Here is a 14463-nt window from a genome sequence, read left to right on the forward strand (position 1 = left end):
CCCTCCGCGAAAGCCCTCACGGACAGCAAAGCCGAGGACGGAACCGTCAAGCATCAAGTGACGTCAACACGTCAAGCATCAAGCGAAGTAGGACAGCCCCACCGGCCCGAGTGAGTTACAACTTTCTCTACTGGTTCAAGCCGGCTGCGCTCCGCTCCGCCGGGCGGGCTCCCGGCTCCGCTCGGGGCGCCGCTCCTGCCTTCGGCCCGCTCCGCCCCGGCTGCGCCGACGCCCGCCCACTTGGATAGGCCCGGAGGTCATGAGTCGAGCACCCGGCACGTGCGCGGCCCACGGTCACAGACGATGCCTCCGGCGGGGGATCAACCGGCACCGGGTGGGAGGGGGTGCCGTTCCCGGCCGCGGGCACATCGTGGTGAGCGTGGGTGGCTCCCATCCCGTCCACCGTCGACCCAGGCAGAGCCGAGCAGACGCGGCCCATGGCGTCCAGGTCGTTCGTACAGTGGCGCGCTCCACCTGGACGCCATGAACCACGCCCGCTCCACGGTGTGTGGGCCGACGGCGGACGGGATGGGAGCCGGGGAGACGGCGGACGGGATGGGAGCCGGGGAGGATGATGGGTGAGGAAAGCGCGACTCACCTCTCAGCCGGACCGCCTGACAGACCGAAGCAGAGTCGGCCAAGATCTCGCCATGGACGCAGGGATTGCTGCCGTACTCGGTGCCACGGTCGGTGCTTTGGGAACGGGCGGGGCTGGGGTAGTCGCTGCGCTGCTCACCAAGTCGCAAGCCCGTATGCAGATTCAGGCTGAGCACGCTCGCATGCTCCGTGAGCCGCGCAAGCAGGCTTATGCCTCGTATGCGGAAGCCGCCAAGAAGGACTACGAACGACTCACAGAAGCTCGGATTGCACTAGAGGTCGCTGCTGCGCATGAGCCCAGTCGCGAGAACCAATTGACCAGAGTTCGCGCTTTAGTGGAAGAGAGCGTTGACCACGGAAACACCGTGCTAGAGACGTGGGAAGCACAGGTCTACATGGAGGGTCCGCACTCAGTCGTCCAGGCAACCATCAGCTTGGACGGTGGCCTCGGTGAGCTGCGCGACGCCATTGCTGAGATCATACGCAAGGTCGAGACCGGAGAGGATGCCGACCTTGATGCGGTGAGGGAGAAGGGCGCGATCGCCCATAGGGCTTACCTGAGCTATCTCTACCGAGCGTCCGAGGCTCTCAACACTCAGGTTCACCTGGTTTGACACCAGCGACTGACACCAACAGGAGCGGTCAACGGCGGTTGTGGTCGAACGTCGGCGGACAGTCAGTCCAAGGCCACGTCGGGTTGACCGACATCGATAGAATCCCAGGATCGACCTGATAAGGATGAGGCTGGATCTCAAAGCCTGTGCCGGCGTGGGCGTCGTCATCGACCGATTGATGGCGCCCCGCCAGCTTGACGCAGTCACGTACGTCGGATGACCAGCACGGCCACGTCGTCGAGGTGGTCCACCGCGACTGCGGCGTCGAGGATGCGGTCGGCGGTCTCCTCGGCGTTCAGTCCGTCGTGGAGGGCCGCGCCGGCCAGTGTTCCGGCTCGCTCCAGTCCGGCTTCCAGCGTCAGGCCGGGTCCTTCGACCAGTCCGTCGGTGACCATGACCAGCGCGCTGTCCCGGTCCAGGGTGAAGGTCTCCTCGCCGTAGTCGGTGTCGGGCACGACCCCCAGGACCGGCCCGCCCGGCAGCTCGCGGACGCTGTGGCTGCCGTCCCTGCGTGCGCACAGCAGCGGCACGTGGCCGGCGCTGGCGCCGGTGACCTGTCCGTCGCGCGGGTCGAGACGCAGCATGGTGCAGCTGGCGAATCGTGCCGCCTGCATCGTGACGAGCAGCTCGTTGGTGCGCGTCAGCACGGTTGCGGGATCTGGTTCGTGGGCGGCGATCGCGCGTATGGAGGCGCGCACCTGTCCCATGGCTGCGGCGGCGTCCACGTCGTGTCCCTGGGCATCTCCGATCTCCAGGGCGACAGCCCCGTCGGGCATCACGAAGGCGTCGTACCAGTCCCCGCCGATATCCAGCCCGTCCCGGCTGGGCCGGTAGCGGGCGGCGACCTCCAGGCCCGCCAGGTGCTCGGGCAGCGTGGGCAGCATGGTCTGCTGCAGCGCCGTGGCCAGCTCGACTCGTGCCTGCTGCAACCTGATGCGCCGCACCGCCTGGCCTGCCAGGTCGGCCAGAGTACCCATGAGGGTCCGCTCGTCCAAGGACGGCCGGTGCCCGCTGCCGTAGAACACCGTCCACGCCCCGAGTGGCTGATTGCTGGTCTCGCTGAGGGGGGTGATCGAGACGGCATAGTCGAAGCCGATCCGGGATAGCCACGAAATAAGGGCCCCGTGCGGCCAGCGGCGGATGTAATCCTCCCGGTCAGGGATGAACTGCGGTCGGCCGGTGCGGATCGCTTCGGGCAGCGGGCTCGGATGGTCCAGCCGCAGGCCGTCCAGGGTCTCGATCTCCCACATGGCCATCCCGGCATCGGTGAAGTAGCGCAGGCGGCCGTCGTCGACGAGTGCGAGCAGGGCGCCGCTGGCGCCGAAGGTCGCAGCGAGCCGGGTCAGGACGACCTGCTGCAGCTCCTGCCCCGTGGCTGCGGTGATCAAGGCGGAGGAGAAGTCGGCGATCTCCTTGGCGCGCCGTCGCTCGCTAGCCAGCGCGGCCTGCGCCTTCTTCTTGCGCTTCTCCTGCTTGGTGTCGTCGCGGACCACCCCGAAGGTCCGCTCGGGGCCGCCATACCCCAACTGGATCCGACGGGTCTGGATGGTCAGCTGGTGCCAGCCGTCGTGCGGGGTGAGGTACCGCAACCTGATCCAGGGGGACTGGGCGGCGGGCGGGCGCAGAAGCTGCCGCAAGGCCGCCTGGTCGTCGGAGTGCACTGCCGAGATCACTGTAGAGAGGTAGGTATCGGGATCCGGGAGGGTCGCGGCCAGGGCGGGTGCGCCGCCGAGCCACTCCAACTGCTGCTCATGTGCTGAATACAGCCACAGGCCGAGATCGGCGGCCTCGGCGGCCAGCCGGAACGGGATCAACAGGCTCGCCAGGTCGTTCCGTGTATCCAGTGCGTGCACCCAGACCAGCTGCCCGTCACCGGCGGAATCCTTCACCAGCCGCGCCTCGATCAAGCAGGCAACAGGTGGTGCTCCACCTTGGCCGGGGAACTCCAGCACCCGCATCGCGACCGTCTTCGTCCTGGCGGCGTGGGCCACGAGACCGTCGGCCGACACCCGTTGCTTTGCGGGCCACAGATCACCGAAGTCACGTCCCAGGCACTGCTCACCGAAGTCACGTCCCAGGCACTGCCGCGCCGGCCTGCCCAGCGCTGTTGCCATCGCAGCGTTGAGGTCGCGGATGGCACCGTCCAACGTCAGCAGAGCCGCCGGCTCAGCCCTTCGGAGGAGTCCGTCCGCGGCGTCCATCTGTGGCTCCCTGGCACATACCGATACAGCCTCTTCAGCCATAATCGCGCATTTTGCCGCGATGTCATGGTGAAGGGGCACTTTAACCGCTGCGCTGAATGGCGACGGCAGGGAACTCGCTGGAAACGGGTGGACAGCTCGCCGTGAAGAGGTCTCGACGGAACTCGGTGCGGTACAGCAGCGAAGTACAGCAACTCCAGCAACCGGCAGCGCCCAACATCGGCTCTCATCACCGTCCCGGCAGCCTGTATGACCTTCAATGACCGGTCTCCGTAGAGCTACGGATCAGAAGATGCCCGTGCCCCACACCATCCCTGGCCGTCGGCCCCTGACGGCAGTCTGACGGCAACGACAACGGACGTCAGCGTACGCAGCGGTATGTCACGGGGTGTCGACGTCTGTCGTTGTCGGGCTGGATCATGATCCTGGTCGCACGATCAACTCGCCTGAAAGGCGGGAGGTCGCCCGAACGGCAGTCTTGCTGGCCTGCCTGGCGTCCGGCCTATCCGGCGGGTCACGGCTTTACGGGCGAAGCCGCAGTTCCGAGGCCTGTTGCGTGACATCAGTAGCTGACATCAACAGAGGCGTACAAACGCACACGGTGGCACGCCCTGGAGCGCGCCTCAGCCGAGTGGGACCCCGGTGTGCCGCTGGTCAGGCTGAACTGCGAGCGCCGTTCACTCGGCCGCCCTATCGCCGTCCGTGAGGTCGCTGCGGCGAAGCCGGCCACCCGGGTCACCTCCTGATTCCAAAGACGGAGCCGGAGGTGCTGTGGCAGCGCCTGGTGCAGGGCCAGCAGGGAGCCGTCGTGGCGCACGCGTTGCGGCGGGAGACCGACGCGATGATCTGCCGACTGCGCTTCCGGCTGTTCTCACGCCTTCCATGCGGCTCATAGCGGGACGCAGATGCAGTGCATCGTTTGGGGCAAACGACTGTAGCCCGCGCAGCAGCCCTCGTCGGAGGCTGGGCGTGCCCCGGCAAGTCGCCGGTCCAGTGGCGGCGAGCGTCCCAAGCGGCACGGTGCACTGGCGGCTAGGAATCCGTGGCGCGGAATATCACTCACAGTATCCAAGGAACAGAACATGTCAGACGACACGGCACCTGCCACACCCGTGCTGGAGCCGGAGGCGCAGGCCTTCGTGGAGGCCACCGCAAACCCGCCCTACCTCTTCGACCTGCCCCCGGCAGAGGGCCGCAAGGCCGTCGACGAGGTCCAGTCCGGAGACATCGAGAAGCCGGCGGTCGACGAGGAGTGGATCACCGTCGAGGGCGGTCCCACCGGCAGCGTCCGGGCCCGCATCGTTCGGCCCGCCGGAGCGACCGGCGACCTCCCGGTGGTCCTCTACATCCACGGTGCCGGATGGGTGTTTGGCAACGCGCACACCCACGACCGCCTGGTCCGCGAACTGGCCGTCGGCGCGCAGGCCGCCGTGGTCTTCCCCGAGTACTCGCTCTCGCCCGAGGTGCGCTACCCCGTCGCCATCGAGGAGAACTACACCGTCGCCCGCTGGATCGTCACCGACGGCGCCGCCAAGCAGCTCGACGCGACCCGTCTCGCCGTGGCAGGCGACTCGGTCGGCGGCAACATGACCGCCGCGCTGACCCTCATGGCCAAGGAGCGCGGGGACGTGCCGCTGGTGCAGCAGGTGCTGTTCTACCCGGTCACCGACGCGAGCTTCGACACTCCCTCCTACCACCAGTTCGCCACCGGCTACTTCCTGCGCCGCGACGGCATGCAGTGGTTCTGGGACCAGTACACCACCGACGAGAGTGAGCGGGCGCAGATCACAGCCAGCCCACTGCGCGCCACTACCGACCAGCTGTCCGGCCTGCCCCCAGCCCTGGTCATCACAGGCGAGGCCGACGTGCTGCGCGACGAGGGCGAGGCCTACGCCGCCAAGCTCCGCCAGGCCGGCGTCCCGGTCACTACCGTCCGCTTCCTGGCCATCATTCACGACTTCGTGATGCTCAACACCCTGCGCTCCACCCAGGCCGCCCAGGGCGCCATCACCCTCGCGATCCAGACCCTGCGCTCCGCCCTGCACACGGACTGACGATCCAGATCATGCCTCCCCACGCGAGGCCACCCGACCGCAACAGTGTCCGCTCCCTCGAAGGAGTCTGATTCGAAGATCCCCCAACGTCGCAGTTCAGAGCGGCCCTTGGAGGCTTCGGTCTGACCGCAATGACCGTCACTAACCGATCCATATAGAGCTACGGATCAGAAGGTGCGGCGCGGCGGATGGCCCGGCTCCCTGGGCCGTCTCTGGGCCGTCCGAGGTTGCTCAACAGTGGGAGGGTGACCGAGCCGTCTTCTGCGATCGTCAGCTGGATAGGTTCCCTGAGCACGGGACAGAGCCTCCTATGCCTCGGCCGCCGTCTCAAGCAACGGGTAACGTTGCAGGTCGGGAGGCGCCTGATCAGGCGTGTTCGATTTCCCGGCAACCCGCCGACGCCGGTCTCGGTCTTGGTCTCACTTCTGGTCTCATTCGCACGGGTACCGGCCCGTCCGGATTAGTACCGTCGCCGGTCAAGCTCCAGGACAACGAGCGCACACAAACGCAGGTGAACGGCTCCGTACGGCCCTCCGAGGGGCACAAGCACACTTGGAAAGCGTGCGCGCCCCCAGAGGCTTAGGAGGGGGGTGGTGTTGGAGCTTCACGAAGTCCCGGACCGACATGGCTCGGGGACCTCTTCTGAGCCACCCCCCTTGGTCGCGTTGTCGCCGTACAGCGACAGCAGACCGACCCAACGCTCTGAAGAGTACGGGCGAGCACTGACAACGGTGCTGCACCACAAGCGCACCAGATAGAGCGGGGAGCAGCGGGGAACCACGGTGAAAGTTACCGAAGCCGACGAGACTCCCTGCGAGCTGTCTGCCCAGGTCAGCGATGCAAAGGGCGGCAAATGATCGCAGCTTCCCAAGCTGAGAGCGCGAGTTCGATTCTCGTCACCCGCTCTTTTCGAAGCCCCAGGCCAGTGACCTGGGGCTTCTTGCTGTCCAGAGCTTTTGTCGACTCCGCGCCCCGAGACGCCTCGAGACAGAGGGCGTGTGGCGTGAGTCAGAACACGCCCTTGTAGCTCTGCCAGCCGGTGGCGAGTTTGGTGCGGCCACCGAAGGAGCCCTTGCCGTTGCCGTTGTTGCGCCAGACGGTGCCGGAGGTGTCGCGGGAGACGAGGTCGGCCCTGCCGTCGCCGGTGATGTCGCCCACGCCGGTGATGACGTTGTACGAGGCCCCCCAGTCGTTGAAGACCTTCACCCGGCTCTTGAACTTGCCCGTCGCGGTGCCGTCGTAGCGCCACAGCTCGTTCGACTTGTCCTGCGCCAGCAGGTCGCCGTGGCCGTCGCCGTTGAGGTCGCCGGCACCCACGATCTTCTTGTAGCCCGTCCACTTGGAGGCGATCTTCGTCCGCGCCGACAGCTTGCCCGCGCTCGTCGCCTTGTAGAGGTAGACGTCCCCGGTGGAGGCCTGTCGGGCGATCAGGTCCGCCCGGCCGTCACCGCTGACGTCCCCGGGCGAGGTCAGCACGTCGTACTGCGTCCAGCCGCTGGTGCCCAGCGTGGTGTACGCCGTCGACGGAGTCACCGCCGCGCCGCACGCGGGCCGGTAGGCGCGCAGCGCACCGCTGCCGTAGCGCACGAGGACGTCGTTGCACCGGTCGCCGTTGAGGTCGCCGTACGGCACGAACTTCGCGCTCGTCGGCCAGCCGGAGCCCGTCTTCTTGGCGGTCAGGGTGCCGGTGCCGGTGCCGTACTGGTACGTCAGTCCGCCCGAGCCGTTGAGGGTGAGCACCTCGCCGAAGCCGTCCGCGGTGGCGAAGTCCCGTCGGACCGGGGTCGCGCCGGTGACCTTGAGCGTGCCGGTCCTGGTGAGGGCCGCGCCCTGGCCGTCGGCCGGGGTGGCGGTCAGCGTCCAGGTGTAGGCGCCGTTGGTGACGAGCCTGCCGGCCGTGTCCTTGCCGTTCCAGGAGGTCTGGAGCGCGCCCTGTGCCGTACCGCCGGAGAGGCTGCGGGCGGTCGTACCGGTCGCCTTGTTCCTGAGGGTGAGCGTCCAGGACGCGACCTGCTTCGACAGCCACCAACGCGGGTTCCAGGCCGCGGTCTTGACGTCGACCGAGCCCGCGACCGAGGCGTCGAGCTGGGACAGCGCTGAGACGGGGACGCCGCTGGGCACCAGGTGGGTGTTCTCCTTGGTGTCGACATACGCGATCAGGCCGGTGTACGGGTCGACGTCCCAGGGCTCCCCGCCCGAGAGGGTGGCCACCGAGTGCGTCACCGGCGTGGCACCGCGGACGTCGGTCACCTTCAACTCGCCGCCGGCGCTGGTGACGACGAAGCCGTCGCCGAGCTTGGCGGTGTCCCAAGCGCCCTGCGTGAGGGTGGTCCTGGTCTGGGTGACGGTGTCGTAGACGCCCTGGCTCTCGGCCGAGCCGACGCACGACCACAGCAGCAGGCGCCCCACCGCCTGGAGGTCCTCCAGCAGGCAGTTCCGGCCGAACCACACCGAGTCGCCGCGCTTGCCGGTGCGGACGTCGACCGGCGCGGCGCTGTCGTTGCCGTCAGCCACCCACAGGGTGGTGCCCCACAGCGCCTGGCCGTGCGTCGCCGAGGTGAGCACCGTGGAGCCGGTGTCGAGGTCGACCACCCGCGTCTGCGAACCGGCCGCCGCCGTGTACTCGGTGGCCATTGCGACGTGCCTGCCCTTGGCGTCCCAGACCCGCACATAGCTGTGCTGGGGGTCGATCGCCGTGCCGGGCAGCGTGCCCGTCGGCTGGACGACCCGGGGGACGCGGTCGTCGCCCGAGAGATACGAGTTCCAGACGACCGTACGGCCGTCCCCGGTGCCCACGAGGTACGGCGCGGAGGCGGTGACGAGGCCCTGGGAGGTGCGGGGGCCGACCGTGAGGGCGTCACCGGTGCTGCCGATCGTCCGGCTGTACATGGAGGTACGGCCGGTCTCGTGGTCCCGTTCCGTCACTGTCAACCGGCCGTTGTCCAGGGTGAGTTCGGGTACCGGGTCGGCCACGGGGTCCAGCACGGAGGCCGCGACCTTCTCGGCGACGGGGGTGCCGCCGGTGCCTGCGCGGACCAGGTTCACCCCGAAGTCGGCGGTGTCGGCGCCGCCGCCGGGCACGAGGAGCCCGCCGTCGGGGGTGGGGACGGCGAGGGCGAGGCTCTCCGAGCGGGCCAGCACGGACTTGGTCGTCGAGCCGTCGGGGGCGAGCGCGTCGACCCGCCAGACGGGCAGGCCGCCGTCCTTGGCGCCCAGCGAGGAGTCGTAGCGGGAGACCAGGAGCTGGTCGCCGACCATGCCCAGCAGGTGGGTCGCGTAGTCGTTCTCCAGCGGCACGGTACGGACGGCCGTGGTCAGGTCGGCGCGGGAGTACACGGAGACGGTGTCGACGCCGTCCCACGACACCAGGTGGGTGGGGGTGAGGACCACACGCCCGGTCGTGGTGATGGTCGGGTTGTACGGCAGCTCGACGAACGTGCCCTTGTCGGTGTCTATCCAGCCGCTGTGGGTCGTGCTGCCCGTCCAGTACTGCACCACCGTGCCGTGGGCGTCGGCCACGGGCGAGTGGCCGGTGCTCACCGAGGAGACGCCGGCCGGGACGCCCGACACCGCGCGGTCGCCCACGGTGCCGTCGTCCTGGAGGTCGAGCAGGTGCCAGGTCAGCCGGCCGGCCGTCCAGGCGGTCGTGAGGACGGTCCGCCCGAGCGTCCCCCGGTAGGTGTGGCCCTGGGGGAGCGCGAGAGTCGTGACCGCGCCCCCGGCCCCCATGTCCCGCAGCGTCACGGTCCGCGTGCTGTCGTCGTAGCGGGCGACCACGTCCGAGCCGGCGCCGAACTCCGGCATGCCCCAGACCTCGTCGGCCGAGGCGTCCACCACCGTGTCCTCGCCCGTGTAGGTGGTCCACACATGGCCACGGCCGGGTTCATAGCGCAGGAACCCTGAAGGTCCGGCGCTGAACAGCGCGGTCCGCGGCAGCAGGGATGTCTGCGCCGGGATGACCACCTCGGAGGCGGCGGCCGCGTAGACCTCGCCTGTCAGCGGGCCGAGGCTCATGGCCAGGGTCAGCGAGGTGGCGACGGCCAAACCGCCACGGACGAGGGCACGTCTGCCCACTTGGTTCCTCCACGGGAGTGGAAAGCGAGGACAATGAGATCACTTGCACGATCAAGACTCGCCAACGGGCGACAAGGTTGCGGTCGGGGAAGGCCGGGAGGACGTCAGCTCCACGTCGCCCTGGAGTTCGCCACGTAGCCCTTCGTGCAGCGGACAGCGCCGCTTCGTTCCCCGACGACACCTCCGCGATGCCCCAGCCGGGACCACTCGTATGCAGCAGCAACGTCACTTCGACAGTTGGTCTCCGCACAAGGTGGCCCATGCGCGGTGGCAACGTCAGCAGCGCCGACCTCTCCCTTTCCGGGTTTCCGTGCCCTCGGTGTGCCCGTAAGGACGGGAAACCACGGTCGACCGCGGTGCGATCCGACCCACAGGACCACGTCGAGCACCAGGTGTCTACGCTGGTCAGAGCCGTGCAGCCTACCCAGGCGCCGTCGCTTCCCAAGCTGAGAGCGCGAGTTCGACTCTCGTCACCCGCTCCATGGAGAAGGCCCAGGTCAGTGACCTGGGCCTCAGCCGTTTCCGGGCCGCGCCATGCCAGGCCGCTCAGCAGGCGCCCTACGACCTCCCTCGTTCCGGCCCCGGTGTCATATCCCGGCCCCGGTGTCATAGGTATGGGGCAGGCTAATCCAGGCAGACACCGGCCCCTCGTCCGCAGGGGCCGGCGAGGAACCTTCCGAGGGGGCACGGCATGCCGAAGGTCTCGAAGGGGCGGCGTGTGGGGCAGGCTGCCGTGAACGCGTTGCGCACCCTGCTTGAAGACCACGACCACATCGTTCAAGAGATATCCGGGCAGAACGACTTCGGAGAGGATTTCTACGTCACCTTCGCCGACGACGGGCATCTCACGAGCGACACGATCAAGGTCCAGGTCAAGGGTGGGAGTAGCTGGCGCCGAGGCAACGGCTACGCGGTGCCTGTCGACCAGCACGGTGATACCTGGGCGGACGGGAACATTCCTGTCTACTGCGTGGTGTACGACCCGGACACCAGACGACTGCACTGGGCGAACGCCACCCAACAGCTCCGCCGGTCCGGTCCGCTGAACCCCCCGCGTTTCATCGGCGTCAGCCCCAACGCTGTGCTGAACGACAGCGCTGTGCCGTTCTTCGTCGCTCAGGCCCGCCGCTACGTCGGACGCTATCGGGGCCGTCAAGCGGTCCTGACCCACCTGAGCGAGATGTCCGGAGTGGAGTTTGATTCGACGGACCACGTCCTGCACTTCGTCAACGGCTTCGACGAAGACCTCATCTTCTGGAAGCGCCCGGGGGACGCGCTGGCGACGCTACTGATGAGCGCGCACGGCTGGGAACCGTACCTCGTCAGTCTGGAGTCCTTGCTGCGCTCCGAGATGACGCCGCCGGGGGGTGGAGACGGAGATGGCGGTGATCCCGGTAGTCAATGGGGCGACCCCGACCTGCCGACCGCCGAGGAACTGGAGCTGAACCGTGCCGAGATCATGTGGGTGGTCTCGTGCTTCGTCTCCTCTCAGGAAGCTGACGAACCCACTGAGTGCGAGGGGTGCCCGAGTTGCACGGGCGAAGAACCGGTGGAGCACGGCAACATCGAGGCGGATGTGCTCCATGACTACGTCATCGCTCGAATCGTCGACCGGGTCGAATCGGAGCCCGACCTGCTGAGTCGGTCGATCCAGGCCATGCGCGAGGAAGCCGAACTCGATCCGGAGATCCTCAGCGAGCTCGGTCCGCTCGAAGCCGATTCAAGCGTCGTGCGCCAAGTGAACAAGCTGAGCCGGGCCACGGTGACGAAGCCGACCGACATCGAACCGGAGGCATTCAGACTGGCCGTTCTCTACTTCATCCACCGCATCTACATCGGTGGCCCCTCGCTTCCTCTCGACGAACAAGTCCGCATCGTCTGGCGCGTGCCGGAGCCCGAGTCCATGCCCTTCCAGAGGGTTCGCAACAGTGGAGGCGCCGCTACTCGGACGTGACACGCCCCTGCCCGATGCCGACCGCGCTATCGTTCAGCCCGATCCGAGCAGGTCGAGAGGGTGTCCCCCCAGCCGACCTGCCGCCTGGGCAGGAGACCGCTGAGCGAGAGCCGCGTCCGCACGGCGAGCACCGCTTCTACAAGGCGTCGCGGCTCAGACCTTCTCGGCACTCAGGCGCGGATGCTCGGCGGTGAGCAGCCCGATGTCTTCCACGTCCGAAGTCAAAATCGTCACCCGGCCGGGATGCTGCAAGGCGGTCGCGCACAGCATGGCGTCGATGGCGTGCTTGTGGCCGTGCAGCCCCGCTGCCCGCAGCAAGGCGGCAGCGGATTGCGCGACGGCTTGGGTCACGGGCTCGACGCTCAGGCGGGACAGGGTCCACTTCAGTGCGGCGTCGTCGATCTTCGGATGGATCACCTCGACCAACACGGCCGCCGAGGTGATCACGGGCAAGTCCGCGTCCCGAGCCGCCGTCAGCCACTCGTGGATCTCCCGATCCCGCTGTACGGCCTTTGCCAGGCCCTCGCTGTCCAGAACCAGGACACCGCTCACGCGGCCGCCCCTGCGTTCGTGGCGCCTCCAGTCAGCCGGGCACGCTTGGCCGCCACGGCCTCGGGGTCGGCCGGACCGTGCACCTTGTCGAAGTCCGCGATCAGCTCATCCAGATTGTCGCGCTCGATCTGCCGCTGGGCCGCCTTCTCCAGGTAAGCCGAGACACCTCGCTTGCCGACCCGCTCACGGATGGCCTGCAGGGTACCGGCGGTCAAGGTGACGGAGATACCGCTGGTGGGGCCGTCGCCGGGCGGGAAGTCAACGTCGTCGTCAGTCACACTCCGAGTATGCCATTCGAAATGGCACAGCGGTCGGCGAGTGCCCCGCGCGGCTCTGATCGAATGACAGAGGACCCGGCGCCAGGCGCTCGTGGATGCAGTGCGGCCGCAACGCCCTGTTCAACAGCTGATCCCCGCACCGGGCGGACCGCGTGCAGCCGTCTCCTCGGTGGTGCCGGCCTGCCGTCTTCCGAGGTCCCGTGCCCTCCGCATGCCCGTAAGGACGGAAACCCACGGTCAACGACGGTGCGATCCGACACGCACGATCACCTCGGGGGTCAGGTATTCATGCTGGTCAGAGCCATGGAGCCTGTGCGAGCGCCGTCGCTTCCCAAGCTGAGAGCGCGAGTTCGATTCTCGTCACCCGCTCTTTTCGAAGCCCCAGGTCAGCGGCCTGGGGCTTGTGTATTGGTGAACCGCTGCGGTGTTTTGTCGGCGCTCCTGGACCCAAAGATTGGGCACGCGGTGGGCGCGAGTGCCTTGCGGGTGCAGCCTCCTGACGCGCTAGGACGGCGCCGACCTGCGGCTTCACGTCGACCATCAGGCAGATCGCGCGGCCGGAGCACTCAGCCCACCGTTCCCGAAAGACGCCGGACACTCACCCGCCACCACATCTCGGAACGAGAAGGCCAAGCCGCGTGCGTGAGTGGCTGCTCGGCAGCGGGACCTCGTGTCAAAGCGGGAGGTCGTCAGGCAGGATCCGGAACGTCCTGTGGCGGCCCGAGCGACATACGGCCCGGAAGTCCCGTCGGTCGAGGGGGAGGAGATCACGTCGGTGTCCGTTCGCGAGGCGGTCCTGGTCGCCGCGACAGCCCTCGTCCCGGCCGACGTCACCATGGCGCTCGACCGCTTCCTGGAGATCCTGTACCCGTGACAGAAACCAGCAGCGCCCCGCGGCCGAACGGACGCCGCCCCGCCTGGCTGACCCGCAACGTGCAGGTGCTGTGCGGCGTGTCCTTTCTCCAGGACGCGGCCAGCGAACTCCTCTATCCGATCCTGCCGATCTTCCTGACCGTGGTGCTCGGCGCCCCGCCCGTCGCCGTCGGCGCCATCGAGGGAGCGGCCGAGGGGGCCGCCTCGATCACCAAGGTGGCCGCCGGGCGCCTGGCCGACCGGTTCGCCCGTCGTCCGCTGATCGGTGCGGGATACGGGCTGGCCGCGGTGGGCAAGCTGCTGATCGCGCTCGCGACCGCGTGGCCGATGGTTCTCGTCGCCAGGGTCACCGACCGGCTCGGCAAGGGCATGCGCGGGGCGCCTCGCGACGCCCTGCTCGTCGAGGGCGTTCCGAACGGACAGCGCGGCAAGGTGTTCGGCCTGCACCGCGCCGCCGACACCGCCGGCGCGGTGGTCGGCCCGCTCGTCGGGCTGGTCCTGTACGAGGCGCTCGACCACCGGCTGCGCCCGCTGTTCTGGATCGCCGTGATCCCCGCCGTCGCATCGGTCGCGCTGGTCGCCGCCGTCCGCGACCCCCGAACCGACGGGGCGGGCGGCTCCTCGACGCGGGCCGCCCGCACACCCTGGCGGTCCCTGCCCCGCCCCTACTGGCGGGTTCTCGGGGTGCTGCTCGCCTTCAACCTCGTCAACTTCCCTGACGCGCTGCTGCTGTTGCGTGCGCACGACCTGGGCCTCTCGACGGCCGGGGTGGTGGGCGCGTACGCGGTCTACAACCTCGTATACGCCGCCCTGTCCTACCCCGCGGGGGCGCTGTCCGACCGACTGCCGCGCCCGCTGGTCTTCGCCGCCGGTCTGGTCTTCTTCGCGATCGGCTACCTGGGCCTCGGCCTGATCCACAGCCCCTGGGCGGTGTTCGTGGTGCTGCCGCTCTACGGCGGTTTCGCGGCCTGCACCGACGGCGTCGGCAAGGCCTGGATCTCCACGCTCGTCCCCGACCACCAGCAGGGCACCGCGCAGGGCCTCTACCAGGGCGCCACCGGCGCCGCCGTCCTGCTCGCGGGCGTGTGGGCCGGGCTCGCCTGGGGCACCGACGGCCACCTCCCGCTGCTGATCTCCGGCGGCATCGCGCTGGCCCTCGCCGGTGTGCTGCCGGTCGTCGCCCGCGGGCGGACCGCGGCCCTCTGACCCGGAGCGGCCGGCGAAGGCGCGGCGAGGCCGGCGAAGGCGCGGCTGGGCCGGTGAAGG

8 protein-coding genes and 2 pseudogenes are annotated in these 14463 nt (G+C 68.6%); 5 read left to right on the forward strand and 5 right to left on the reverse strand.

Annotation, left to right across the window (positions count from 1 at the left end; all coding sequences use genetic code 11):
- Nucleotides 1-650 precede the first annotated feature (650 nt).
- Nucleotides 651-1211, forward strand: coding sequence for a hypothetical protein (locus tag ACFWXC_RS09250; protein ID WP_384475531.1), 561 nt, complete (start codon nt 651-653; stop codon nt 1209-1211).
- A gap of 203 nt (nt 1212-1414) precedes the next feature.
- Here ACFWXC_RS09250 and ACFWXC_RS09255 read toward each other — a convergent pair whose 3' ends face one another.
- The gene (locus ACFWXC_RS09255) at nt 1415-3412 is read right to left on the reverse strand and encodes a SpoIIE family protein phosphatase (RefSeq protein ID WP_384475534.1); all 1998 of its coding nucleotides are present in this window, start codon (nt 3410-3412) and stop codon (nt 1415-1417) included.
- 593 nt (nt 3413-4005) lie between these two features.
- Here ACFWXC_RS09255 and ACFWXC_RS09260 point away from each other — a divergent pair.
- Nucleotides 4006-4307 (forward strand): annotated as a pseudogene (locus tag ACFWXC_RS09260) (amino acid permease); the annotation flags it as partial.
- A 187-nt stretch (nt 4308-4494) separates the two neighbouring features.
- Nucleotides 4495-5466, forward strand: a complete 972-nt coding sequence (locus ACFWXC_RS09265; protein ID WP_384475537.1) for an alpha/beta hydrolase — start codon at nt 4495-4497, stop codon at nt 5464-5466.
- A 1008-nt stretch (nt 5467-6474) separates the two neighbouring features.
- On the opposite strand, the gene ACFWXC_RS09270 is transcribed toward ACFWXC_RS09265, so the two are convergent.
- On the reverse strand, nt 6475-9540 hold the full coding sequence (locus tag ACFWXC_RS09270) for an FG-GAP-like repeat-containing protein (RefSeq protein ID WP_384475539.1): 3066 nt from the start codon (nt 9538-9540) through the stop codon (nt 6475-6477).
- Between the two features lie 691 nt (nt 9541-10231).
- Between ACFWXC_RS09270 and ACFWXC_RS09275 the strand changes: the two genes are divergently transcribed.
- Entirely contained in the window at nt 10232-11494 is a 1263-nt protein-coding gene (locus ACFWXC_RS09275; protein ID WP_384475542.1) for a DUF4365 domain-containing protein, read from the forward strand.
- 153 nt (nt 11495-11647) lie between these two features.
- Here the strand turns inward: ACFWXC_RS09275 and ACFWXC_RS09280 are convergent, their stop codons facing one another.
- The 3 genes and pseudogenes from ACFWXC_RS09280 to ACFWXC_RS09290 all read right to left on the reverse strand — a co-directional run.
- Nucleotides 11648-12046: a PIN domain-containing protein gene (locus ACFWXC_RS09280; RefSeq protein ID WP_384475545.1), complete on the reverse strand. Its 399-nt coding sequence runs from the start codon at nt 12044-12046 to the stop codon at nt 11648-11650.
- A complete protein-coding gene (locus ACFWXC_RS09285; protein WP_318213685.1) occupies nt 12043-12324 on the reverse strand; it encodes a hypothetical protein in 282 nt (93 codons plus the stop codon). The genes ACFWXC_RS09280 and ACFWXC_RS09285 overlap by 4 nt, the downstream gene beginning before the upstream one ends.
- 673 nt (nt 12325-12997) lie before the next feature.
- Nucleotides 12998-13090: pseudogene (locus ACFWXC_RS09290) on the reverse strand (VapC toxin family PIN domain ribonuclease); the annotation flags it as partial.
- A 104-nt stretch (nt 13091-13194) separates the two neighbouring features.
- Here ACFWXC_RS09290 and ACFWXC_RS09295 point away from each other — a divergent pair.
- Complete coding sequence (locus ACFWXC_RS09295) at nt 13195-14403, forward strand: MFS transporter (RefSeq protein ID WP_384475548.1); 1209 nt, start codon at nt 13195-13197, stop codon at nt 14401-14403.
- The last annotated feature ends 60 nt before the right edge of the window (nt 14404-14463 follow it).

It is taken from the genome of Streptomyces sp. NPDC058683 (assembly GCF_042716195.1).
Taxonomy (GTDB): Bacteria; Actinomycetota; Actinomycetes; order Streptomycetales; family Streptomycetaceae; genus Streptomyces.